Source organism: Desulfoprunum sp., assembly GCF_053613775.1.
Window position 1 is genome coordinate 1 of sequence record NZ_JBSHXH010000003.1, and the last position, 25,504, is coordinate 25,504.

General features: G+C 54.7%; 19 protein-coding genes. 1 reads left to right on the forward strand and 18 read right to left on the reverse strand.

The genetic code is table 11. The annotated features are described in order from the left end of the window. Nucleotides 1-682: 682 nt before the first annotated feature. The 16 genes from ACWGKN_RS02525 to ACWGKN_RS02600 form a co-directional block, all read right to left on the reverse strand. Nucleotides 683-2,062, reverse strand: a complete 1,380-nt coding sequence (locus ACWGKN_RS02525; RefSeq protein WP_452094615.1) for a deaminase — start codon at nucleotides 2,060-2,062, stop codon at nucleotides 683-685. A 231-nt stretch (nucleotides 2,063-2,293) separates the two neighbouring features. Further along, nucleotides 2,294-3,328: a nuclear transport factor 2 family protein gene (locus tag ACWGKN_RS02530; protein WP_452094616.1), complete on the reverse strand. Its 1,035-nt coding sequence runs from the start codon at nucleotides 3,326-3,328 to the stop codon at nucleotides 2,294-2,296. Between the two features lie 105 nt (nucleotides 3,329-3,433). Next, entirely contained in the window at nucleotides 3,434-3,823 is a 390-nt protein-coding gene (locus ACWGKN_RS02535) for a hypothetical protein (protein ID WP_452094617.1), read from the reverse strand. 81 nt (nucleotides 3,824-3,904) lie between these two features. After that, entirely contained in the window at nucleotides 3,905-4,339 is a 435-nt protein-coding gene (locus tag ACWGKN_RS02540) for a hypothetical protein (protein WP_452094618.1), read from the reverse strand. 106 nt (nucleotides 4,340-4,445) lie between these two features. Beyond that, entirely contained in the window at nucleotides 4,446-7,712 is a 3,267-nt protein-coding gene (locus ACWGKN_RS02545) for a type I restriction endonuclease subunit R (protein ID WP_452094619.1), read from the reverse strand. Next, nucleotides 7,709-8,968 carry a restriction endonuclease subunit S gene (locus ACWGKN_RS02550; protein ID WP_452094620.1) on the reverse strand — a complete coding sequence of 420 codons (1,260 nt, stop codon included), beginning with the start codon at nucleotides 8,966-8,968 and terminating at the stop codon, nucleotides 7,709-7,711. The genes ACWGKN_RS02545 and ACWGKN_RS02550 overlap by 4 nt, the downstream gene beginning before the upstream one ends. Before the next feature lie 89 nt (nucleotides 8,969-9,057). Further along, entirely contained in the window at nucleotides 9,058-11,352 is a 2,295-nt protein-coding gene (locus ACWGKN_RS02555) for a type I restriction-modification system subunit M (RefSeq protein WP_452094621.1), read from the reverse strand. A 404-nt stretch (nucleotides 11,353-11,756) separates the two neighbouring features. Continuing rightward, complete coding sequence (locus tag ACWGKN_RS02560) at nucleotides 11,757-12,188, reverse strand: terminase small subunit (protein WP_452094622.1); 432 nt, start codon at nucleotides 12,186-12,188, stop codon at nucleotides 11,757-11,759. Between the two features lie 106 nt (nucleotides 12,189-12,294). Further along, entirely contained in the window at nucleotides 12,295-12,633 is a 339-nt protein-coding gene (locus ACWGKN_RS02565) for a hypothetical protein (RefSeq protein ID WP_452094623.1), read from the reverse strand. Between the two features lie 263 nt (nucleotides 12,634-12,896). Continuing rightward, nucleotides 12,897-13,925 carry a CHC2 zinc finger domain-containing protein gene (locus ACWGKN_RS02570; protein WP_452094624.1) on the reverse strand — a complete coding sequence of 343 codons (1,029 nt, stop codon included), beginning with the start codon at nucleotides 13,923-13,925 and terminating at the stop codon, nucleotides 12,897-12,899. Then, nucleotides 13,919-15,394 carry an AAA family ATPase gene (locus tag ACWGKN_RS02575; RefSeq protein ID WP_452094625.1) on the reverse strand — a complete coding sequence of 492 codons (1,476 nt, stop codon included), beginning with the start codon at nucleotides 15,392-15,394 and terminating at the stop codon, nucleotides 13,919-13,921. The genes ACWGKN_RS02570 and ACWGKN_RS02575 overlap by 7 nt, the downstream gene beginning before the upstream one ends. After that, entirely contained in the window at nucleotides 15,391-15,594 is a 204-nt protein-coding gene (locus ACWGKN_RS02580; protein WP_452094626.1) for a hypothetical protein, read from the reverse strand. Before ACWGKN_RS02580 ends, ACWGKN_RS02575 begins: the two co-directional genes overlap by 4 nt. Before the next feature lie 3 nt (nucleotides 15,595-15,597). Further along, entirely contained in the window at nucleotides 15,598-15,807 is a 210-nt protein-coding gene (locus ACWGKN_RS02585) for a monooxygenase (protein WP_452094627.1), read from the reverse strand. A 125-nt stretch (nucleotides 15,808-15,932) separates the two neighbouring features. Next, nucleotides 15,933-16,595 carry a hypothetical protein gene (locus tag ACWGKN_RS02590; RefSeq protein ID WP_452094628.1) on the reverse strand — a complete coding sequence of 221 codons (663 nt, stop codon included), beginning with the start codon at nucleotides 16,593-16,595 and terminating at the stop codon, nucleotides 15,933-15,935. Between the two features lie 144 nt (nucleotides 16,596-16,739). Continuing rightward, a complete protein-coding gene (locus ACWGKN_RS02595) occupies nucleotides 16,740-17,327 on the reverse strand; it encodes a hypothetical protein (protein ID WP_452094629.1) in 588 nt (195 codons plus the stop codon). 128 nt (nucleotides 17,328-17,455) lie between these two features. Continuing rightward, on the reverse strand, nucleotides 17,456-18,763 hold the full coding sequence (locus tag ACWGKN_RS02600) for a tyrosine-type recombinase/integrase (RefSeq protein ID WP_452094630.1): 1,308 nt from the start codon (nucleotides 18,761-18,763) through the stop codon (nucleotides 17,456-17,458). Between the two features lie 385 nt (nucleotides 18,764-19,148). On the opposite strand from ACWGKN_RS02600, the gene ACWGKN_RS02605 reads away from it, so the two are divergent. Continuing rightward, nucleotides 19,149-20,375: a tyrosine-type recombinase/integrase gene (locus tag ACWGKN_RS02605; RefSeq protein ID WP_452094631.1), complete on the forward strand. Its 1,227-nt coding sequence runs from the start codon at nucleotides 19,149-19,151 to the stop codon at nucleotides 20,373-20,375. Nucleotides 20,376-20,717: 342 nt separating this feature from the next. Here the strand turns inward: ACWGKN_RS02605 and ACWGKN_RS02610 are convergent, their stop codons facing one another. Together ACWGKN_RS02610 and ACWGKN_RS02615 are read right to left on the reverse strand one after the other, a co-directional pair. Continuing rightward, entirely contained in the window at nucleotides 20,718-21,998 is a 1,281-nt protein-coding gene (locus ACWGKN_RS02610; protein WP_452094632.1) for a TIGR02679 domain-containing protein, read from the reverse strand. A 37-nt stretch (nucleotides 21,999-22,035) separates the two neighbouring features. Continuing rightward, nucleotides 22,036-25,503: an SbcC/MukB-like Walker B domain-containing protein gene (locus ACWGKN_RS02615; protein WP_452094633.1), complete on the reverse strand. Its 3,468-nt coding sequence runs from the start codon at nucleotides 25,501-25,503 to the stop codon at nucleotides 22,036-22,038. Nucleotide 25,504 lies beyond the last annotated feature (1 nt).

Sequence of the window (25,504 nt, forward strand, 5' to 3'; positions counted from 1 at the left end):
CAAAAAATAAACTAGTAATTAAAGCTAGTTACATAAAACCCCAGCTACAGGTTATCGTGGCTGGGGTTTCGTTTTTCAAAACTTGTAGGCATATTGTAGGCAAATTCTGATCAATCCTCCCCCCTGGCGGATAACCCGCTGTCTCCTTTCTACCTGTCCCCGCCCTCCTGCCCCCGGCCCTCAATGATAGATTGAACAGGCTGCCCCCCTGGTCGGTCGGTACGGCGCGGCCCATGCCTTGGTATGGCTGTGGGTCTTTCGCCCCGTGGCGACGTTTCTGGCCGCTGTAGTGACGGCCTGGGCGAATGACTGTGGCCGGGGATGTCCAGATCAGCGTTGCGGGATAAGGAGAATTTCATACTGGAGGTTGGAGGATAGCTAAGACTTGAAGGGTTTGAAAACAATAACCCCGCTGCCGGTATTAATCCAGCAGCGGGGTTATTGTTTTTTTGAGGCTAACTAGGAACCTAGTTAGATATTATTACGCCTCTGTCAGCGTTTCGCTCGTTGTGTATAGACCGTCAGTGGAATTTTATCCAGAACCTCCTTGCTAGATAAATTCGTAATCCTCATTTGATCTCTTTGTACTGGGCCAGGCGTCTTTGGCTGACTCGTTCGCGATGAGGAATTCAGGACAATTCTGTCCGGGACATCACTCAGGCGCTTCATTTTCTCCTCCGTTTTAATTGTATAATTTGAAATACGCTGAACTTTTCACTCCTTGAAACCGTTCCAGTTCAACTTTCCCTTTTTTCAGTATGGTTGTGGCTTCGGCCATATCGTATGGTTCTGCGTATACAACTTTCTTTATCCCAGCAGTAACAATTTTATTGGCGCAAAGGTTGCATGGTTGGGTGGTCACAAAAAGCACGAGTTCTCCGGACCCTTTTCCACCACTCTTTGAAAGCTGTATAATAGCCATTTCTTCCCCGTGAAGTGCCCTGCAAAGATCGAGCAGTTTTCCCGGAGTTTTCTTGCTGCCGGGTAGAAACTCTTCAAAAACCTTTGTTCCACAACCACTACACTCGTAAGACTCCTTTATTTCTTTCTGGCAGCTGTCACAAAATTTAATATGCTCCTGGTACGTTTTCCCGCAATGAGGGCAAGCCATTGCAGAATTCACCTCACTTCCGCAATGTGGGCAAAAACTAAATTTCTTAGCGTGCTCTTCCTGCAGATGGTCTCTGTAACACTTTTGGTATTCCTCGTTAAAAATGCATTTTTTTAACCCAGCAGGTACTTCATTATACCCTGATGCGACGACGTGTGGAATTGTCTGAGCAACATATTTTTCATCGTTTGCTGTTGAAAGATCATTGGTATTGATGATGATAGCCCCAACCTTGCGTTTCAAACAGCTCGATTTTTTGCTCAATGAATATGCCATCGTCATGCAGAGTTCGTTTACAGATGGAGACGACTGCGGGGAAATCTTGCCTGCCACATTGTTTTCAATTAACTCCACATACCTCTGTCGTAATTCGATTATCCACTTATCTCTAGCGTGTGTCGCCGAGTTGCCAAAGTACATCTCGTTTACAACAAGTATATCTGCAAGATAATTGCATTTTTTTACTTGCTGCCCATAAACATCATCTTCTTCTTCATCTTTTTTGTCTGCTATCAAAAACTCTTCATCGGTTTTGAAGGGCTTGCTTGGTCCTACCGATCTCTTTCTCCTGATCTCACGATCAGCGTTCACGGAAAAAAGGTAAAAGTTAGGAAAATTCCGAAAATAAGCCACTTCGGCATCGTTCTTGATGCCATCAACAATTATATGGTGATATTCAGTTTCTGATTCATAAATGCTATCCAAGAGGGATGCGGCAAGCTTGTCTTGGCCATGCTCCTTGCGCAACAGATTTCCTTTATCCTGCATTTCTTCAACGGTCGGATCGTCTTTCCCCTCTGCTCTCAGTTCATTTCTGATAACGTCAGATAGCTTAAAGTAGGAATATTTGTATTTGCCGCCGGATAGCTCTGCCATATTTTTTGAGATGTATGAGCTGCCGCTTCCGATTGAGCCTGTAAAACCAAGGATAATGCTGCTTTTATCAAACATGACAATACATTCCGGGTTGAACAGAAAATAGTGTGACCTGCTCGATATGACAGGTAAATTTTTCTCCTGCGACAATTCCTACCAGAAAGAGTAAACACTTTACAAGGAAATTAGACCTGCCAACACCTTTAATAGCAGTATTACCGCAACCCACCAAAGTCCACCGCATTCGGTTGTCCTCACACCAAACGGAACCAGCCTTTCATTTCAAGGGCATGGCTCGAGAGCGATTCAAATAGGATAGATGCCTGTCGGCTCTGGGTTAAAGAACTCCGGGGCACATAGGTCACACCTCCTGATCCTGTCGCCGTCCACCTCGAAGACCATCACCGAATCGGTGTCCCGGTTCTCGCACTGCTGCAGCACGACACAGGCTTTCCCGTACTCGTTCCCACATCTGGCAGTGGACAATTCGGCGCGGACCCTCTTGCCGGATGCATGGATTGTCTCCATCTTGCCAGTGAGATAATCGGCAATATCCTCCTTGCCCTCCAGCGGGGTGAAAACCCACTGGGATTCATAGACAGCATCTTCCGCCAGCAATTGGATGAACTCGCTACAGTCCAGCCTGTTCCATGCCTTGGCGAAGGCGAGGGCGGCGTCTTTCTCGGTTAACATGGTTGTTTCCTGGTGCCCATTGTTCGGAAATCCCGTCATCGAAATAGGATCCTGGTCGAATGAATCTTTATTTCCGTAATGCCAATTGAGATAATCCTGAAGAACAGGCTGGATTGGTTCCCATCCATTCCAGGAGATACAGTCTGCTGCCTCAATACAGTAACAAAATGAACGACCTGCCTTGGTCGCACCCTTATCTGGAAACCACTCTTTAGCGGCAGCCAGGAGCAGCGCCCATAACCCAACATATTCAGCCTCATTATCACATTGAGCAAAAAGCCATGGATTCATTTCGCGATGAAGGGCGATGTAGGAGGGGTGCCACAGGTCAACATCGTCAAGCTCGAAGTCCGGGTTTTCCTTCAACCACATATCAACAAGCCGAGTTATTTTTTCTGTAGGGGAGATGTTAGATTCCAATATGTCCCGACATGCTGGATTGGCAAGACTGGCCCAGTCTTCTACCTTCACTTGTCTCTTGCGCCGTTTCCTTAGAATATCTTGGAACTCCTTCGCCGTCATCGGCGGCGCGGGCGGACCTTCCTCCCGCTCCCATTTATCCAGCAGGTCGGCCTGTTCCGGAAATTCCCTCTTCAGCTCTTCCAACTTCCTCGCCCGTTCTTCGCCTTTCAGCGGTTTCCATGTCATACACACCACCTCATAACGACGCGCCTCTCGTTCTCCGGTCTCGTTGCGTGATCAGCCTGGCTACCTTCTCACTTCCGGTGTCATAAATTTCGAACAATTATTTAACTAATCATCATAATCCAGATCGGGCCGCGCATCATTATAGATAACACTCTCAAATGTGTCTAAGATCTCGTAAATATCAGGAAATTGTGACTTTGCAGTGACTCCCATTTTCCTGACCCATTCATCCATAACAAGCCAGGCATCACGATTGTGAAATTCTCCAATATATCCTTTTATTGCATGAATAATTTTGTCAGGAGTTACGTGTGCAACTAATGAAAGATCACAATACGGAGACCATCCATTGCAATTTCCCCAAAGCGCTTTGGTCATTTTCATTGCTGACGGCATCGAAGAATCGATAAGGCGTTCTTCTTCCCAATCCTGTAGCACAGTTCGAAACATTGATATAAAGCTAACTGGAGCTAATGGATCTTTTTCAACTTTCACAGTTTCGTTCCTTCTGTTATCTGTTATCCACCACCCGGGCAACGCCCGCCGCCTTCTTCGAGTGCTCGTCTCCATCGATTATCATGATCTAAGATGTTCAAAAAAGGCCCTGAGCCTGTGATTTTCCCAACCACCCGCTTTAAAATATACGTACTCTCGAACAATATATTGCACTATGTCTTCCCCGAAAATTGGAGGAAGTTCATGCTCTTCTTCGTTTTCGTAAAGCCAATCCCATCCGTTATCTGTTTGAAACCAAAGAGCAGACTTTTCATAAGTTTTCAATTCTTCAATATATGCGAAAACGAATGATCGCACGGTCTCATCATACACATCCCAAATAAACGATTTTTCGTATTGCACTTGAAAACAAATCTCATCCCATGCGTTCTTTAACCCTGAATCATCTCCTAATTGGATATCCTTTACCTTTTGAAGTGCAGCGATCGTTTTTCTTGATATTCGTTCTGCGATTTCTTTCGCGAATTCACTTATTACTTTTTCTTCTTGTCTCATCGTCTTATCTGCCTAACAAGATATTTTGCAGAATATAGAATCCACGTATAATGAATGAAAGTTGCTCAACCAACAACTACGGGTGCGACGACCGCACCTTTAATCTTCAATTGTTTAACTGCAACAAATCAAACACCACCCGGGCAAACCCCGCCGCCTTCTTCGGGTCCGACAGCAGCTGCATCATCTGGTTGTGGTGGGCTTCATGGCTGCCCAGCACCGCATCGTCGACCGCCTTCGGGAAATCGCCGAGCATCGCCTGCTCCGGTGAGTTGTTGGCGATCTGCAGCATCACCGTGGCATTCTCCCGCACCTTATCGCGGATGGTGTAGGCATAGTTGACCAGGTCGTTGTCCGTCAGCTCATCGGTGATGAACAGCTCGTTCAGCCGGTGGATGATCTGCGAGATCAGTTCCTCCTTCCTGTCTTTGGCTTTGGCCGAGCCCAGCCCATCCCCCGGGTCCAGCTGGAAATCAGGGCTGTTCTCCTGCAGCTTCAGGCTCTGCTGGTGGATCTTCGACAGCCGGTAGTGGCTCAGCTCGACCCCCTGCAGATCGATGCCGTCCTCGTCGAGCAGTTCCTCCCGCAGCATCGGCCGGAGGTTGCGGGCATACAGGCACAGCTTTTCCAGGTTCCTGTCGTCGTACTCGACGATCTGCGACATGAACTCATACAATCGGACAAAGCTGCCGAGGTCCTTCTTGAAGATCTCCAGCCCATCCTTCTCCTTCCTGCAGGCCTTGAAACTGCTGTCGGCATTGGCGATCAGCACCGCGTCACCGGTCTTTCTGGTGCGCTCGAAGATGACCTTGGCCTCCTTATAGGCCTCGATGGCCGACCTGTACCGCACCTTCCACCGGTCCACCGCCGGTTTGCAGATATTGGCGATCGCGGCATTGCTCTTGCTCTTGATCAGATAGGCGGCGCAGAACTGCTCCACCTCCTGCCACAGAAAGATGCCGGCCGCCCGCAGCTTGTCGTACAGGTCGAAGATCAGGTCCGGATCGGAAACATCGGCCAGCTCCGCCGTCTGGTAATAGGGCTGGAAGGCCTCAAGGATGTCCTGCGGCTCATTGAAGAAGTCGAGCACAAAGGTGCCGCTGTCCTTCTTGCCGGGATAGGTGCGGTTGAGTCGCGACAGGGTTTGGACGCACTCCACGCCGCCGAGCTTCTTGTCGACATACATCGCGCACAGCTTCGGCTGATCGAACCCGGTCTGGAACTTGTTGGCGACGATCATCACCTGGTAGTCGTCGCAGTCGAAGGCCTTGCGCATATCTCGCCCCTTGAGCCCCGGGTTCATGCTCAGCCCGCTCTCGCTGAACTTTTGGCCCAGGAGCCCCTCGGCATTCGGGTCATTGTCGCTGAACTCGACCTCGCCGGAGAAGGCCACCAGGGCATGGATATTGGGATATCCCCTGGCGGCGATATACTTCTCGAAGCCCAGTTTGTACCGCACCGCCTCCTTGCGTCCGCTGGTCACCACCATGGCCTTGGCCTGCCCGCCCAACAGCCCCATAACATTGTCGCGGAAATGTTCGATGATCACCTGGATCTTCTGAGCAATGTTGTAATCATGCAGCCGCACCCACTGGTTCAACTTCACCCGGGCCTTCCTGCTCTCCACCTCTGGATCGGAGGCCTGGATCTTCAGGGCCAAATTATAGGCCACCTTGTAATTGGTGTAGTTTTTCAGCACATCGAGGATGAATTCCTCTTCGATCGCCTGCCGCATGGAATAGACGTGAAAGGCCTCGGGCCTGTTTTTTTTCGACGGCGCCTGATCCGGGTGCGGCAGACGGCCAAACAACTCCAGAGTCTTCGTCTTGGGGGTGGCGGTAAAGGCGAAATAGCTGAGATTGGTGGAGGCGCAACGAGAGGCCACCATTGCATCGAGGATGTCCTCGGCGGTCGGCTCCTCCTCGTCATCCGTCCTGGTGTCGAGCATCAGCACCTCCTTCATCTTCCTGGCGGTGGATCCGGTCTGGGACGAGTGGGCCTCGTCGGCGATGATGGCATAGCGCCGCTGCTTGAGGGCCACATCATCCTCGATGGCTTGCAGCACGAAGGGAAAGGTCTGGATGGTGACGATGATGATCGGCTGAGCATGGGTCAGCGCCGCCGCCAGCTTCTCCGACTTGGAACCGTCCCCCTCCCTGGTGTTGATCCGGCCCACCACCCCGTCCACCTGCTCGAATTGGGAAATAGTGTCCTGCAGTTGGGCATCGAGCACATTGCGGTCGGTGACGATGATCACCGAGTCGAATTGCTTCCGGCCGGTCCCATCGTAGATCGATGACAGCTGGTGTGCCGTCCAGGCGATGGAATTGGACTTGCCCGACCCGGCGCTGTGCTGGATCAGATACCGGTGGCCGGGGCCTTCCCGGCGGGCCGCATCGATGAGTTTATTGACCGCGTCCCACTGGTGATAGCGGGGAAAGATCATGGTCTCCTTGCGGTACTTCCGCCCGTCCCAGTCCTCCTTGTCCTCGATCTGCAGATGGACGTAGCGGCCAAGGATGGTCAGCAGATTGTCGGAGGCCAGCACCTCGGTCCACAGATAGTCGGTGGCGTAGCGGTTGACATCGGCGGACGGGTCGTTGCCGGCGCCGCCGTCCCGGGTGCCCTTGTTGAAGGGGAGGAAAACGGTGTCAGCCCCGGCCAGCCGAGTCGTCATGTACACCTCGTACTGGCTGACGGCGAAATGGACCAGGGCCCCCCGTTTGAAGGTCAGCAGCGGTTCCGGTTTCCTGGTCGCCGGGTCGACCGGCAGCCGGGTGGTCTTGTACTGTTTGATGGCCTTGTGCACCGCCTGTTTGAACTCCGACTTCAGCTCCAGGGTGGCGACGGGGATGCCGTTGACGAACAGCACCAGGTCGATGCGCCAGGCCCTGGATTTGCTGCCGGTCTCGGCCAGTTGCTCGGCAGTGGCCCAGGGGCTGTAGACCAGTTCCGGCACCACCCGCAGCCGGTTTTTGGCATAGCGGGCCAGGGTTTCGGGATTGAGGTCGTGCTCCGGCCGGAACTGGCAGAGGGAGAAACGGGTACTGCGATGCCGCAGATCATGGCGGAGGACACCGAGGGTGCCGAAGGTCCGCATCTTGGCATCGGCGGCATTGGGGTCGGCCTTGTCGAGCTGGACTGCCACCCGCTTCAGGAACTCCTTTCCCGGATCGATCGGGTGGAGCTGGCAGAATTTGCGCCACTGGCCGTCCTGGGTGTCCCTGACGAAGCCGAGAAGATCCTCGGGGTAGAGGGCGAGCTCACGGTTGTACCGCTCCGAGGTTCCCAGCAGCCAGCCGCCGGCCACCAGCTGATTGATGATATCGTTGTGGAAGGTGAGCTCGTTGGCGGCATCGCCATGGGAGGTCATGGGGTATCCTTGCTGGGGGTGGGGTTGCTGGGGGGAGGCTGCCAGTCGCGGACGTCGATCTTGCCGGTGACGGCGGCGGAGATGAGGGCGGTGCGGCGTTCTTTTAAAAGTGCAATGGCTTGGTCTGCTTTCTCTTCAGCAATGTCGAAATGCCCTATCCTGTCCAGTAAATTGTCTACGATAGTTCTCTGTTCGCCAAACGGCGGCAATGCACATTTCAGTTCCGATATATCAGGCATGTAAATGGTTTTATGGGTTGATCCCATCATCAACCGCTGAAACTCCCCCTTCATCGCAAGCAAAGAGAAATATAGATACTCGGGCAATATCTTATTTTCCGGGCATATCCAGTTTGCAAAATCTTGACTTGTAGCCATACAACCCTTCATGATACCGCAGAAGCCCACAGATGCGGTTCGGGACAGAATTACCGTACCGCTTGGTAGTAACCGAGCTGATGAATTATTAAGCCCTATCTGGCTAACCTTCTCGTTTGTCATTGAAATATATATCTGTTTCCCTGATCGCAGTTGCCAGACATCTGTCAATGTAACCCAAGGGATAGTACAATTTTCCCAGTATTCAGAAACTCTTCGGCTGGGTGTGTGACCAGATTCGAGCTTAGCAACGTAACGGATTTTTAGAGCCTCCCAATGTGCAGGCACCTCCCCCAGCCACTCAATCCCGGAATCATTCATGGGGGCATCGGGATTTAACCCTTTGGTCACGGCATGACTGATCACTGCCTGGCGTTTTTCCTTAAGCAGGGCGATGAGCTGTTGCTGCTTGGAGATCAGCGCATCGATTTTTGCTATTTCATAGTCTAGGAACTTAGCTATGGTTTCCTGTTCTGAAGTTGAACAAGGCAGGTAAATTTCTACATTACGTACTTGCTCAACACTAACAGCTTCAAATGTGCTACCTGTAGAAACTGTATCCAACTCAGTTTTCAGGATCGGTATCAGCCACCACAGATAGGATCTTGATAATATGTCAAACACCCTTAGTGAACAAAGTCCTCTGCCAATTCCATAAACCTGATCTGCGATATTTAATGCTCCAACAGGTGCACGGACAGACAACAGTAAATCACCAGGATCTGCAATTTTCCTCGGGATATGGCAGTAATTAACCGCTATTGGCCATAATTTCCCAAACTCTGCATTTCCTTGCAAAAATGGTAGTCCAAATCCATCTTGATTACAGTCTTCTGAAGATGGAGACTGCCCCATATTGACTGCCACTAAAAACTTCAACCTAACCCTCTTCCAGGTGGTTGGAACATGACTAATCCAAGCTACACCGGAATCCCTGTACTCCGGATACGCTCGATACCGCCCAGTCATCACGAATGCACCTCCCGCAACAGCGCCATGATCTCGGCGCTGACCTTGTCGAGGTCGGCATCGATCTCGGCCAGGTCCCGGGGCGGTTGGTAGACATAGAAATGGCGGTTGAAGGGGATCTCATAGCCGACGATGCCGATCTCTCCGTCCTTGCCATCGCGTTTGCCGCCGTCGATCCAGGCCTCGGGCACATGGGGCAGCACCTCGCGGGCGAAATAGTCCTCGTTCATTTCATTGACCGGCCGTGACGGGTCGAGGGCGACGTTCTCGTGGTCGCGCAGGTCGCCGTCGCTGTGGTACTCGACCACCTTGCCGTCCACCGCGAAAAGGCCGTAAATGGGGTCGGCGGCGGTGCCCTTCTTGTGCACCTTCTTGATGACCTTCTCGGCTTCTGGATTCTTCCAGCTCACCGCGGCGGTGATCTGCTTCTTCTCACTCGTATCGAGCTTTACCCCGGTAGCCCGGAGCATATCCTCGAAGACGTTCATGTCGTCATGCCGGTCGCTGCCGATGGCCTGCTGCAGTTGCCGAGCCTTGGCCAGCAACGCTTTCTGATCCAACCAGGTTTTTTGGTTCAGCAGATCCTTGACCTGTTTTTCCTTCAACCCGCTGCAGTGTTTCTTCACATACTTATGGATCGCCTCCGCATGTTCCTGGACCATGCCGTAGGTATCATCGGTCCAGTCCTGGCCGTACTCTGCATAGATCCACCGCATCGGGGCGTCCAGGGGCCTGGGGGCGAAACGCAGGGCGGCGATTCGTTCATCGCTGAACTGAAACGACTCCCGCAACGGCCGCTCGATGGTGATTCGCCGGTAGCCGAACTCGTGGGACTTGAAGATCTTGCTGCTGAAGGTCTTGGGCTGCTCGGTCTTGCCGTTTTCCGACTGCCGGCCGCGGTTGCTTTTCTGCACCGGCGCCTTGTCCAACTCCCGGGCGTCGATCACCTTGAACTCGCCGAAGGCCCGGGTGATGGTGGCGATATCGTCCTCGTCCATGACATGGCGCTTGGCGCCGAGCGACTTGCGCATCTTGCCGCAGAGGTTGATCCCGTTGATCAGCTGTACCTTGCCTTTGCGTTCCAGGGTCTTCCGGTTGGACAGCACCCAGACATAGGTGGCGATGCCGGTGTTGTAGAACATGTCGGTGGGCAGGGCGACGATGGCCTCCAGCAGGTCGGCCTCCAGGATGTAGCGGCGGATCTCCGACTCGCCTGAGCCGGCGCTGCCGGTAAACAGGGGCGAGCCGTTGAGGATGATGCCGATCCGGGAGCCTTCCTCGCTCATCTTGCTGATCAGGTGCAACAGGAACAACAGCGAGCCGTCCGAGACCCGGGGCAGCCCCGGTCCGAAGCGGCCAGCGTAGCCCTTGAGGGCATGTTCGTCCTGGACCTCCTGCTCGATCTTCTTCCAGTCGACACCGAACGGCGGGTTGGAGAGCATGTAATCGAAATGCCGGCCATGGAGCTGGTCGCCGGACAGGGTGTTGCCGAATTTGATGTTGCCGACCTCCTGGCCCTTGATCAGCATGTCCGCCTTGCAGATGGCGTAGCTCTCGGGGTTGAGTTCCTGGCCGTAGGCCCGCATGACCGCCTGGGGGTTGAGCTCGTGGACATACTCCATGCCCGAGGACAGGAAGCCGCCCGTGCCCGCCGTCGGGTCGTAGATGGTGCGGATGATGCCGGGGGTGGTCAGGGCGTCGTCATCCTCCATGAACACCAGGGCGGTGGTCAGGCGGACGATGTCGCGCGGGGTGAAGTGCTCGCCCGCCGTCTCGTTGGAACCCTCGGCGAAGCGCCGGATCAGCTCCTCGAATACCAGCCCCATTTCATGGTTGGAGATGGCCGTGGGCGAGAGATCGGTGGCCCGGACCTTCTGCACCACCTTGTACAGGAGGTTGGCGTCATTGAGCTGGCCGATGAACTCGGTGAAATTGAAGTACTCGAAGATCTCCCGGGCATCCTTGGAGAACCCCTGGACATACGACTCCAGGTTGTCCTTGATGCCCGATTCGCCGAGGGTGGCAAGATCCATCTTCGAGAGGTTGTAAAACCTCAGATCGCCGGTGGCCCGCAGCAACAGTTTCTCCTGGGCCTCCTCCGGCAGGTTCAACGTCTGAATCCTCTGGTATTCGGTCAGCACCGCCGGCTTGGTCGCCGCCAGCACTCCTTCCAGCCGCCGCAGCAGGGTGAAGGGCAGGATCACCCGCCCATACTGACTCTGCTTGAAGTCGCCACGGAGGAGATCGGCCAGGGACCAGATGTAGGCGGCCAGGTTGTTTGTTGATTGGGTCATTTACTGTACGTCCTACCTCAAAAATATTTCGTCATAAAAAAACAGACCCTACCTATCAGAACTCGTTCAAGCAGGTATGGTGCCACATTGTAACAACTCGAATTGCCGAGAAATGAATATGACTCCGCACCCTATCAGGATGTAACAGGAATTTCAAACCGATATCGTTTCGTGTGCCATCGAGAATGCACGATTGAGATGCTCGTTATGAATAAGGGAAGGGGAGGTTCGACTTTGCTCTCTGAACCGATTGGAGCCCATAACTTTCAGGTGAGGTCAAAATGAGCTTGGTTATTGATAATTGGCATGCAAGACTTCTCCTGGCGTTAAGATGTTGTTTTCGCTAAAGATGGGCCTGCCAATCGATCTCAGCAAATCGTGATTCTGGTGAATCCTATTGTCATTCATGAGTTTGTGATTCTGACCTCCCCAGGTGCCACGGCCCGGACAGTAATATTGATCCCGGTAATTGGCTCGCCGGCGGGGTCGGTGAACTGGTGAGTGACCTTCGCCGGCGCATTGTATCCGTGCATTGCGTTGAGTTCTTTCACGGCCGCGATCCGTTCGGTTGCCCTGGCTGATTCATCGCGGGCGATACCGGCCAGGATCTGAAGAGAGTGCTGCTTTTCCCACACCAGTTCATTGAGTATCCGGTCCTGGATCTCTTTGATTCTTGCCGCTATCTTGCCATTCGCCAAGAGCCTGCAAGATGCCTCATTCACGGTTTTTGGGGACATCTTTGGGGGGTTGTAGCTCTGCCGATACGCCTCCGAAGCGTTCCCTGTCTCCAGGTACGCAAGGCAGAAGGTTTCTTGCTTCGGGGTCAATTTCATCATCTCTTCGCTACCTCCTCAAGTCTGGTCTTCATCCACTGGTACGCCTTGGCTTCTGAGCCGAATACCCGGCGCGCCCAGTTCACTGCTTGGTCTTGGTCGGCCATGATCACACCACATTGCCGGCCAGCTTCGCCTTGAACTGCTGGGCCTGTGCGGCCTGTACCGCCGCCTCTTGCTGCCCGGTGCCCTCGTGCCGGTGAATCTCATGAGCGACAACATCGAAACTTGCCGCTCTCGGGACAGGGGGGTGGAGTGGTTGCACACGGCCCACGATATAAACCCGATCTCCTCGTTCCAGGTGGGTCTTGGCGGCCAGGGCATCAAAGGCCCCTACCTCGATTTGCGCCCGGTTACATCGAACCGTGAAAACAATAAAACTGGGCCGAATCCGGTAGAATTGCTTGATGACCGTGCCTGAAAATCGAACCTCGTTTATGTCCTTCATCTCAGCGTCTCCTTTCCTGTGTTTTCGACAGATAACGGTCTCCAGTGTGTGACCTTCTCCCGGTCGCCTTTGGCTCGATAACGAGGGGTGTCTCCGCAATCCATAAATTTCACCCCGCACTTCGGGCACCATCCGGCCCCGGCCGTAAATTTAAAATCGGCTCGGCTTCCACAAAACGGACATGGGAACCTTCCATACTTCCCGCCGGCCTGGTCGATCCTCACAAAGAATTTCATGTGTGTTGCTCCGTGGTGTTGGGTCTTTTAAAAAGTAGGTTGCTCGGCGTCGGTCTCGTCGGTCTCGGTGATCGCCTCGCAACAAAATTCCATCGACACTCCGAGCCATTCATTCAGGTCAAGACCGGCAAGAAATGCCTCGGTAATATCGCTTCCGATGGCTGCAGGGGTCATGGCGCGGAATACTCCAGGAACGTTGTCAGTCCACCATTTCCACGCTTTTGAACCGGCCTCATCCGTGTCCATCGCGACCAGCACCACAGGGCAAGAGGACAGTTTATCTATCAGCTCGGTATCTGGTCGGTTGCTGGTCGAACCCATGGCCACGACGAATGCCGGCCTTGTGAGTTCCTGGCTCAACAGAATGGCGTCGAGCTCGGATTCGACGATTATTGCGGTGTTCTCGTAAGGGTCGCCGATCAGGAAGGGATCTTTTACTGAACCGGAGACAAGATGATAACGCCCAAACTTCTCCGCGTCCGCCGCATTGTTGCGGCGCACCCTGATTCGCTGGTCACGCCAAGGAATTAGTAGGCCGCTAGGAACAACCATTTTCTTTTTTGGGCCGTCCGGCTCAAGGCCGAATTCTCCCCGCCAAAAAAATCTGTCTTTGGTCAGCCATCCGAGATTGAAGCGTTCAGCAGTTTCACGGGTGATGCCCCGGCTAAGCCGCAACCACTCGAGCACCTCGTCGTTGCCAAGCAGGTTTTCATGCGCTCTGGCTATACCGAGTGCGGCCCGCTCCCGCCATGCTGCAGGTTGTGACGCCGGGGTCGGTTTCGGCGCTGGTTGCATCTTGGCCGGTCTGCTCTGCCGATTCGGGGAAAGCTGTTTTCCGACCAGGGCGGCGGCATCCGGGAAGGACATTCCATGGAAGTCCCGGAGGTACTGGAGGGCATCGCCGCTCTTGCCGCACCCCCGGCACCAATACCGCCAGGTGTCGGCATGGATGACAAACCGATCTCGTCCACCGCAGGACGGGCAAGGAGAGGCATATTCGGCGCCGGTCTTCTTTTTCGGCCCGAGGCCGTCCTTTTCGATCAAGGTCATCAGCATGATTTTTCCCTGCTGTCTGTTAATTCTGCCAATTCTGCCGAATCCTGCCGACTCATCGCCGCAGCATTGGAAACAGGGGGAAAAATAGGCGGCGAAATACTGCCGCCAATATTTTCCCTATAGGCGGCGGCATTATTTCCGGCTGTTTCCTTGGCAGGATCGAATTCATCGTCTTTGGGAATCCTGCTGAATTCTGCCGGGGTGGTCAGGTATGTTTTCCGCCTGGTCCGTATCTCTTCCGCCGGCAAGTCAACTTCGATGATGCGACCGTGCGCCATAAGGACGGCGATTGCCATTCTCACCTCGGATCGCTTGAGGTTGGGCACAGATGTTTCAAGGCTCGTCTTGTTGTGCCGGTGCCCCTGCTGTACCTCGCTTGCAAGGAAGCGTTCCACCTGGTCGAGAATGGCCTCGTCGCGTTCTTCCTTGCTGATCTGAATATCGGTGAAGGTCTCGAAGGTGTAGCCGGTTCGACGGATCCACAGATTCGGCAGGTTCGGCTTTGCATAGCTGAGTTTCGGCCTTGCCAGGATCGTGATAGACGCCTCCCCGTCTGGCGTGCATCCTGCCGGCGGTTTCATTTCGTCACCTGCCGACCAGGTTTGCAGGACCGATACCATCCTCGATCCATCAGACAAGGCGGATCCGCCCCGGCTGCTGTACTGGTCGAGGGTCTTTTCCCTGGCGTTCGCCTTCCCAGTGTGAGCAATCAACCGGACGCAGCAATCCAAACCTTTTACGATCCGGCGGCAGGCTTTTACGATCGCCTGCTCGTTGTCGTTGACCATCGTCTCGGACACGCCAAAGCTGATAAGGGGGTCGAAAATTATCAGAACCGGAGGGTCTTGCTGGTGGGTCTTGATGATGTCGTCAGCAAGCGTTGTGAGGACAAGGTTTCCATCCATTGCAACGATAAGACTTAGCTGTTCGCCGGTGACGTCCCAGGGAAGGACGCTCTGCATCACGACCTTTCGCTCATCGGCGGTCAGATCCATGCTGTTCATGATCTCCCGCAGACGGGCAACCAGCCGCTCGCGCTGATCTTCTGCGGTGATGATCAATGTCCAGCCGGGTTTCTTGACCCTCATTCCATGGACCGGCCTGTCAACTGATAGACAGATCGCCTCATATAGCACGAGGGTGGTTTTGCCGGTTCCGCCGGGGGCGCTGAGAGTTGCAACGTCAGCATAAAGGTATTCCTCCACGACACAGGTGGGGGTCAGGCTTGCAGAGGCCAGTTCTTCCTCACTTATCGAAAGCATGTGCCTGGTCGGCGGGGCGCTGTGTTCCGTCTGTGTGCCCTGGTCTCCCATCTGTTCCTCTGCAAGGCGGGAAGACTTCTCCCCGGCAGGAGGGAATTGCCGTTCCAATTGCCGTTCCTCTTCGTCCAAGGCCTGCCGCATCAGCTTTTTGAGATCCGCACGGGAAAGACCGGCGGCATTGATCCGCTCTGTTGCCGGGGCATTCACAATGCCCCCCTCGACCCGAAAACCAGGGCCAGACCGACCGCAAGGATCGCTGCATCGTAGACGATGATAAGACTGAGAAAAAACCAATCTATCTCTTTATATTTTCGTGAAAAATGGCTATTATGAAGTTGTTGTTTTGAAGCGGCTCTTCCCCGGTTGCCGTCCGGTTTGGGAAGAGTCGCTTTTCTTTTCGCGATCATGGATCACGCCTCCGCTGCGATCTGGTCCGGGCTGACTGCCGGCCACAGCAATCGACCGTTCGGCAACTTCAGCGGCTTCAATCCAAGAAAATGACCTTGTGTGCAAAGGTTCCGGCGGACGGTATCGCCCTTGACTCCGAAACGTGCGGCAATATCATTTGTAGAGATGTACTGCTTGGGAGGGATGTCCTGCTTGGGGAGTCGATCTTTCATGGTTGTCCTCGTCGAATTTAGGCGCAACGGTTATTCGTTGTTTGCCTTTGACGAGGAGTGAACCACGAAGATTTCGGAAACCTGGGGTTTCGGAATTCGGAAACCTGGGTTTTGGAACGGGAAAATTACTCGATGGGTTTTTTCCTTCTGAGGTCGTTCAAGATCTTTGATATTTCGTTTTGGCCGTATGTCTTGCTCTTCTGCATCACTACCCTTTGGCTATCCTCTTTTGCTGTTATCTCTTGTGTTTTTATTGTCCATTTTCCGCCACTAAGCGATATTCTTACGATACGCTCGGTTATGTATTCATCTTTCCCTACCATTGCTCTAAATTTTTGCATGAATAATCGGATCGCTCCGGCGCGTAAACATTCACTATCTCTACTTTCGTGTAGCTTCCCATAGAGATGTTCCACGGCTTCTCTTAAGAGAGAGTGAGGCCGCCCTCCTTCACGAGGGCTGCCCCCTTCATGCTTCGCCGGGGGACTGCTTTTCAGGCTTTTTGACAGGATCTTCTTGCGTTCGGATTCAAGGCTCTCCAACCTGTCTCTATTGATCTTCCAATCGGTAGGGGTTGGTTCTGGTATAGCTTCCACCCTCGATATCTCGCGGTCGAGTTCCCACATCCTCCAGCCGTCATCAAACTCCGGGGTGATCTCCGGGCGGTCGAACTCTGGCCTCTGATCCATCCAACCTTTCACCAAGGCTTCTTTTTGCTCGTCTTCCCATTGCATCCACTCATCCAGCGTCCACTCTTCTAGCGGTTTATTTTTTCTGTGCGGTTCCATCTATCTTGTCCCTCACAAGGTCCCCTTGATAAAAAACCGGGCAGGCCGCCAGGGTTGCGGCTCTTCGGTGGTGATGATCAGTCACGACCTAGCCCGGTCAAATACGCTTGAAGCGTAAACGCTCACACCAATTATGTGTGGTGTTCATATTTTCCCGATCACAACCTCAACGGCTTTGTTCATGGCCAGGTGAATTTCCCTGGCGACGATCTCGTCGGTAGCGCCTTCCCACTTGCCGAAATTGTAGCCGTGGGCGACGTGTGCCCCTACCGGCTTCCCGTCAACACTGATCTCAAGGTTAACATCAATCAGCGCCGTGGGATCGTCGGTGACGCCAGCATAGATCAGGCCGCCGGCAATCCCGCCAACCGCGCCAAAGGCTACGGATGAGCGCAGATGCTTCTGCAGGTTGTTGAGGATTTCGAAGTGCGTCACCGTGACCGCCTTCCCCTGCAGTTTTCCGCCTGGTGCAGCCTCGAGTTTGTCTTTCAGGAAAGTGATGCGATCCGGGATCAACTGGCTATCGCCGATGCGATAGATTCCGTAATTGCTACTGGACACGAGCATAGATAGGACCTCACCCTTTTTTTCCTGCTCGGGCCTGGAATCGATGATCGAGCAAGAAACGGCCTGTGGCGGGGCCTGGTAGTTGTAGGCATACTTCCTGCTCCCGGCACAACCGGAAGTCATCAGCATAGCCGCAAGGACAGAACAGCAGATGATTTTCTTCATAACTCTCCTTTGTGATGTATTTTCCCGCTCTTTCTCAAGCTAGACGGCCCTCACGCCATCTCGTCACGGCGCCGCCCTCTTGGCAATCGTAACGATCTTCGCAGTGGTGGAGCCGGTCAAGTATTGTGCTATTTTCCGCCGGCAACCAACCGCAGAGGTGCCGCATCGTCCTGCTCTGCCGGCTGTTCAATTCCAGCCTGTTCGAGTATCCATCTCTCGATTTTCAAGTGCCATACCCGCAACAGGTCGAGGGGGCGTTTTTTGTAGTGCTTTTCGGCAATCGCGCTCGGCTGGTGCCCTTGTATCTGTGCGATGATCCCGGCTGGCGCCTCCAGCCATTCCGCTAGGGTGGAAAAGCTCCTGCGTAGGCCGTGCAGGGTGAGCCCTTCAATCTCGGCTCGGGCCATCATCGTTTGAAATGCCCTGGTGGGGCTCTGCATTCGCCCTGTGGCACTTGTCTTGGAAGAGAATACCCACTGGTTCACGCGGGGAAGAGAATGCAGCAGGGCGGCCATGTAAGGCGTCAATGGAATGTCTCTTGGAATGCCGCCCTTGCCCATGATCGATATCCGGCCCCATCGAAAATCGATATCGGACCATTCAAGAGCCATCGCCTCTTCCCGCCTGGCGCCTGTCAACAGTAGCGTCTGGATGTAGACCGACATGACCCGGCTCTCGTACCGCGTGACCGATCTGAACCATGCTCGAAGCTGGCCCCTCTCAAGGCAATCGTTCCGGGCCGCCTTCCGCGCCAGGTTGTCACGCTTGATCTTCGCGCCACAGGCATCGGGCGACGCAAGCCCCTTGAACCGCTCGTCGTCATCACACCAATTGAGGAAGGTTCGCAGCGCCTCGAATGCGATCCGGGTTTGTGTCGGTCTGGTGGTCTTCTCTCTGGCGAGCCAATGCTTGACGGCATCGGTGGTAATGGATGAAATCGGCATGGCCGCAAGACTCGCCAATGGCCCGGGTACGGTTTTGCCCTTCGCCCTGGTCCGCTGCTGGCCGCCGGCGGTTATCAATCGCTCGTGCAGGCTGTAATAGTTCGTGCTCCATGCGTGCCGTCGCTCTTCCATGTAGATCGGCCACACCTCGCCAAGGGTCATGTCCTGGCGTGCTCGCTCCTGGCGTTCTACGGTTTCGCGCTCCTCTGTCCGCCTCTTTTCAAGCCGGGGGTCAATGCCCTGGTCAACAAGATTTTTGGCTTCATTGGCGCGGTGTCGAGCATCGTCGATCAAGAGTGATGCAACATCCCCAAGAGTTATGCGAATCGTATTCCCGCTGAACCGGGTCTCGAAGACAAACGTCTTTCTTCTCGGGGTGGCTCTGACCGCCAGACAGGGCGCTATCGTGTCCCACAAAAAGGCCTGTCCCTTGCCTTCCGGACAGGTGAACGATTGAATCCTCGGGTTGGTCAATCTGATGCGGCTGTTCATGGTGACCCCCTCAAAACTTGTAGGCAACTTGTAGGCAAATTTGGTCAATTTTGATCAATTGAAGGGCATTGGTTGGAATCAATCCATAAGTCATTTATACCTGATTTTATATGATAAATCAATGCTTATCAATGTTTATCAAAGGCCAATACAATGCGGCTCATATCCGCAGTGTCCGGGGTTCAAGTCCCTGCATCGCCACCAAAAGATAGTCCGGTAACGTCCGGTAAGATATATAAACCCGCTTTCTCACAAGGAAAGCGGGTTTTTTATTGTCCAAAGATGTCTCAGTTGGTACGATAAAATCCTAGGTTTTTGGGGGTATCTTTGGGGGTATCCAGCGATAGGCGCTTGTGCGATACCCCCAAAAAGCGCTGGAGGTCCTATGCCTAAAAGGATTGTGCCATTAACTGATACCAAGATTCGGACTATCAAAGCCACCGAGAAAGCACAGAAGCTTTTCGACGGCGGGGGATTGTTCCTTCACGTGAGCCCGACCGGCGGCAAACTCTGGCGGCTCAAATACCGTTTTGGGGGTATCGAGAAACTCCTTTCAATCGGTATATACCCCCAAATTTCACTTGCCGATGCGAGGCAGCAGCGAGAGCAGGCTTTGGCAATGATCGCCAAAGGTGTTGATCCGAGTGATACCAAGAAGGCACAGAAGGCTGCCTCTACAGAGGAAACGGAAACGTTCGAGGTCATAGCCCGGGAGTGGCATACTAAATTTTCTCCATCCTGGGCGTCGAGTCACGGCAATAAAATAATTCGACGTCTCGAGCTCTATGTTTTCCCCTGGCTGGGAAAGAGACCGATCAAGTCGATCACCGCGCCGGAACTACTCAGTGTTTTACGGCGAATCGAAGCGAAAGGAACCCTGGAAACTGCACATCGTACACAGCAGAACTGCGGGCAGGTATTCCGTTACGCTGTAGCGACTGGGCGGGCTGAACGAGACCCTTCCGGTGATCTACGTGGAGCGATACCTCCGTCGCCGAGTAAGCACATGGCGACAATCACCGATCCAAAAGCGATTGCAGGGTTGCTGCGCTCTATTGAAAGCTATCGAGGCAGTATCGTAACCCGTTGTGCACTCCGGCTTGCTCCTCTCGTTTTTGTGCGCCCGGGTGAGCTACGGCATGCCGAGTGGTCGGAAGTTGATCTTGAGGTCGCTGAATGGCGTATTCCTGCCGAAAAGATGAAGGCAGGAGTGGTCCACATCGTACCCTTGTCTCGTCAAGCTCAGGAAGTGCTGTATGAGATCCAGCCCTTAACCGGAGACGGGCGCTATGTCTTTCCAAGCCCGCGAACAGGTTCCAGGCCCATGAGCAGTAACGCTGTTCTTTCGGCACTAAGACGAATGGGGTATGAAAAGGATGAAATGAGCGGCCATGGCTTTCGGAGCATGGCCAGTACTCTGCTGAACGAGCAGGGATGGAATCGTGATGCGATTGAGCGACAGCTTGCTCATGCCGAGCGTAACTCGGTGAGGGCAGCCTACAACTACGCCGAATTTCTGCCAGAGAGGAAGAAGATGATGCAGGCGTGGGCCGACTATCTTGATTCGCTCAAAGAAGTCGGGAAAATCATTCCCCTGCGTGCTGCTGGGTGATGGTGTTGATCTTCATTGAAGGATCTGCTCACATGTGTATCGACCCCTCATTTTGCGATACAGATTATCGTTTCCTCCCAATCCCCAAACTCTGAAGCATCAGGCAGACCAGGCTCCACACACCACCTCAACAATAGGACTTTCCAGCTTTGCCCGTAACTCCTCTGGCCAAGTAACATAAAATGATCTGCATTCTCGTTTATTGTTTTTCCCTGAATTGTGTTTTCTGTTGTTTAGAAAAAGTTTCCTGAATTGAGGGATTGAGAACCTTTAGCCCGCTATATGTAAATTCTGAAACCATCATTATATTCGCTAGAAAATGTGTAATAGACTATTTCACTATTACATCTCCTGCCAGTTCTCCTGTTCAAGCCAACCGTTTTTCAATGTGAAAAAGAGTTCTTCAAAAAAAATGAAGTCCGGCCGGTTGTTGATGTATCGCTCCACCTTGCTTTTCTGCTCGTCCGTGAGCGGGATCAACAGCTGTCGATCCTTTTGTTTGCCAAGGCTCATTCGATCGCAGCGCCACAACTGCAGCGAGTGCAGCCGGTGGAGGATGGCGGCGATCTGCAAGCCCGCCAGGTCGCTGTCTCCCCAGTGACGGCAGCAGGCAGCCTGGGTTGCCAGCAGTGCGTAGACCGCGCGTACCGCATCGTTGGGAAAACCCCTTGTGTAGAGCAGGGTCTCTGGCCGTTTCTCCCGAATCATCCGACCGAAGGGGGTTTCATTTTCGCAGGTGAGCAGAACAGGGGGCCGGTTAACTTCCGGAGCGAAATACATCTTCTCGATTCCGGTGAGATTTGCCCAGGAGAGCGTGGCCGGCTCCCCCGCCTGCCATAACCTATAGATCCAGTCATAGACCCTGCCGTTCTTTTCATACACCAAAGGACCGAACACCGTCGCCCGCACCTCCAGGCGGTCACTCACCACATGGTATCTCTCCCAGATCGGTTGATCGCCCTCCGTCAGGCCCTCCTCCTCTTCGTCGAGCAATTCGAGCCAGGCTGCCACCGTTCGGCTCAGTTCGGTATTGCGCAGGGCTTTCGAGTCATTGCAAAATTTTGCCCCAAGCTCGGAGAAGGTAACCGGCTGGTCGCTCGCCACCCGTAAAAATCGAACGATCTCCGCGGCCTTAAAATAGCCGTCCTGCACATCCCGCAGGGAATTTGACATGTTTCTGCCGCCGTTTTCCGCCTGCACCTGCAGCCTGGCATGCACCGACGACAGTTCCGGATAGGCCAGACGCAGCCGCTCCAGCATGCCTTGCCAGGCCCGGTCGTACTCTCGCCGCTCCCGCTCGCCATCCACCATCGGCAACCCGAGAGAGCGGTGCAGCGCCTGTAGCCACTCCTCCTTTGCCACCCTGGGCATGGCCTGAAAAAAGCGGTCGAAGAAAATCCTCACCTCGCTGGAACCGCTCACCTTGAGACTTTCCAGGCCGAACAGGGCCTGGAGGCCGGCCAGCTCTGGTCGAGCCAGGTCCCGACCCAGCTTCATGGTTCCGGTCAGGCTGCCCCGCTTCCGGTACCGGTCACAGATTTTGGCAAGAAAGCCGCGTAGCTCGGGATGGTCTGCCAGCAGGTCGGCGAAGACACGAAAAAAAGAAGAAGATTGAAGGGACATGGCTTGCAACGCCTGCGGCAATCATGAGGCCGACAGACTACATCTCCTCGCCGAAAGCTATAGGTTGCGGCTCGGCCGGCACATCGAAGAGACCGATCTGCCTGACGTTGTCGGGATTCTGCCAATGATAGGGATAGAGATGCACATCGTTGTTCACGTCCTTTTTCACCAGTAGGGTGGTGGAATGGCCGACTTCCCGCCGCACCCCATCCTGATCGGGCGAGGCCACCATCAGCTGCAGGTTGAGGTCGGTGGCGAACCCCAGGAGCTGATCGCGCCGACCGGCATCGATGCCGTAGAAGGCCTCGTCGAAGAGCAGGGTATGGAGGCGGATCTTCTTACCCTGATAGACGAAATGGGCGATGGTCAGAACCAGCAGATAGTTGGGGACCGCCTGTTCGCCGCCGGAGCCCATGGACTTGGTGCGGCGATCGATGACCACCCCCTCCTCCCCTTGGGTGGTTACCTCCATCTCATAGCGATACCAGTTCCGGTAATCCAGCTCCTCGGGGATGGCACCCACCTCGGTGTTGACGATCGCCTCCTTGCGGTCTTCGAAGAAATGGCGCAGCGCCTCCTCGGCCGCTGGGTCAAAGGGGCTGAATTTCTTGATCACCGCCACCAGCCGTTGAAAATTCTCCCGAGGGGTGATGCGGAAACGATACTGCTGGCCGCCGAAGACTCGCCGGTTGAGAAGTTTAGCGATATTTCGCATCATCCGTTCGAGGTCGTCCACGTGGGTCCGCAGGTAGCTGACCAGCTCGGTCATGATGATTTTGCGGAACAGCTCCTTGGTCCGCTCGTTGATGATCTCTCTCTGCTCGGCAATCTCCTCTCCCTGCCGGCGGAGAATCTCGGCAAGTCGCCGGGACCGGTAATCGACCAGCAGGTTGTCCTGCTCTTCATAGGTGAAACGAAAGGAACCGCTGAATTCCGGGTTGTTCAACCGTTCTTTCAATATCGACCGATTCTCGGTGATGGTCTTGTCGGCCTGTTCCCGTTCCTTCTGCACCGACTCGATGGTCTTGAACTGGAAGCCTTTTTTTGTGCGCAGGATGTAATGGGCCAGGTCTTCGATTTCCGGCAGCAATTCGGTGAGGCGCCGTTCGCTTTCCTGCCGGGCGGCCAGGGTTCTCTCCTGCCGGGCGGTCAGATCGGCGATGTCCTTTTCGCACCTTTGCCGGCCGGCCTTTTCCTCCCCCACGGTGATATTGAGTTGTTTGATCTCGTCTTTTTTCTTGGCCAGCCTGGTAGCTATCCGCTCAATCCGCCGCTCGAGATCGGTGAGCCCCTCCTGATTGATCAACGAGACAAGCTGGCGCAGCCGCTCGGCCAGAAACCGCGTTTCCCGCTGCAGATCCTCCAATTGCTGCTCCCGGAAAGCCCTGATATCGGCCAGATGCCGGACATCCTGACGGGCCTCCAGAACCTCCGCCGCTGACTGGCGGATCGAGCCCACCCCCGCTTCCAGGGTGGCGGTAAATTTTTTCAGCAGATCGATCTGCTGCCGAGCATCCTTTTCCTGCCGCTCCAGCAGTTTTTGTTCTTTAATCAGTTCCTGCAGACGTTTTTCAGTTTCTCGAATCTCGGCCTGCAAGGCCTCACGGCGGCTGCTCTCGCCGATCCAGCGGGAGGGGACGCCTGCCAGACAGCGGTCATGACTTCTGAAAGAGAGGATGTCCGCGCCTGCGATCCTAGCGACCATCGGCCCGAGATCGCTGACCATTTCCGCCGCCAGGCAGCGCAGGGCAAAGGGGTCGGAACGCTGCAGGTCGAAAGCCATATGGAACCACTCGGGCAGCTCGTCCATGCCGCGACGGTCGCTGGTCACCCGGAGGCCGGGATAGGCCGCGGCAACCTTTCGGCCGGCCTCGAATTCATGGTCGGCCAACCGCAGCGTGGCGAGCACCTCCTCGCCGATGAACTCCTCGATGCGCGACATCTCCCGCCGCTCAAGACCGGGCCGCCATTCCAGGTCGAGATAGAGCGGCTTGGGGATGAGTAAGTTATCGCGCATGGCGCGGAGGCATGGGGAAAACCCTGCCACCTGCGGTGCCGCCTCGCCGGCCTTTTGCAGGCGCTCCAGCTCTTGCCCTCCTGCCTCTATTTCGGCGGCCAGCTGCTGTTGCCGTTGTTCCAATAACGCCGTAGTGCGCACCGCCTCGTCGCGGTGACCGGACGCCATCGAGAAGACCTCGGAAGAATTAAGCCGATGGGCCTCCTCGGCGCCATTTTCGGACCGGTGCAGCCCATCCAGCTCGCTGAGTAGGTCGGATATGGAAAACGGCAGGTTCGGGGAGATCCTTGCCAACTCGCGATGGAGGTTGACCAAGTTGCGCCGCAACTCGCCCTCCAGGGTTAAGAGAGCTTTGCCGGCCGCCTTTTCTTCCTTGTCTGCCTGCTCGTACTCTTTTTTTCGCCCGGCCTGGTCGGTTTCTTTCGCCGACAGCTGCTCGCGACTCTCCTTTTCCTGGCGCACCAGCCCCTTGCCGTCCTTGGCCTTCAGGTCGTCCAGCTGAATAGCAAGGGCTGTCTCTTCTTCCGTCTCCCGGCGGATCCGTCCCTCCAGCGCTGCCATCCGCTCCCGGGATTCGGCCACCTGCCGGCGGAAGGCGTCTATCCTATCTTTCGTATCCAGGGCCTGCTGATAGTGCTCCAGCCATTCATAGCGGATCACCGCCTCCCGGCTATCGCCGATGGTATCGACGAACCGCTGCAGCATGTGCAGGTAGTCGAGCTTGCGTTCCAGATCGTCGAGCACCGTCTTTGATTCGTCCAGCCCGCGCAACGCCTCGATGATCCGCTCGAAGATCTCGGTTTTCGGCTCCGGCAAAAGACTCTTGAACAGCTCGTGGTAATCGCTCGCCTGGGAGGCGAGTTCTCGGTAGGCCTTGCCCATGGCGAGAAAACGGCAGATCTCTCGATAACTCTCCTGATCGGCGAAGAGCCGTACAGCCAGTTCCCGCCGATAGGCGGCGGCATCCTTGTAGAAGCCGCGGGCAGCTCCCATCGCCTCCTTCAACTCCAGCCTGCCGGCTGGCCGGATACCGCCTTCCTCCTTGACCAGCAGGGGGATCTCGGCAAGGAGACACTCGCGGATAATCCCCCACTGTCGGACTTTTTCGTCCATAGCGGAGACGGAGAGGCCGATGCCCACCGTCAGGGGATTGCCGTTTCTGCCCCGGATCTCGAGCAGTGCGTAGGACACCCCGCCCTCGGGATTCATGATCCCGCGGTCGATATTGAAGCGCATGACAATGCCCTGAACCCGCCGTCCCTCACGCCGGGAGCCGGCGACCCTGGCCGCGGCGTTCCACTCCATCTCCTGGCCGGCAGTCAGCACATAATGGATGGCGTCGAGGATGGTGGTCTTGCCGCAGCCGTTGTCCCCCAGGAGAAAGAGGTGGCCGCCGTCGGGCAGGTCGATGGTCTCGTCGATGAAATTATGGAAATTTACCAGACGGATCCGGGTGATGAGAAAGGTGGACGGCTGCACGGTCTGCATG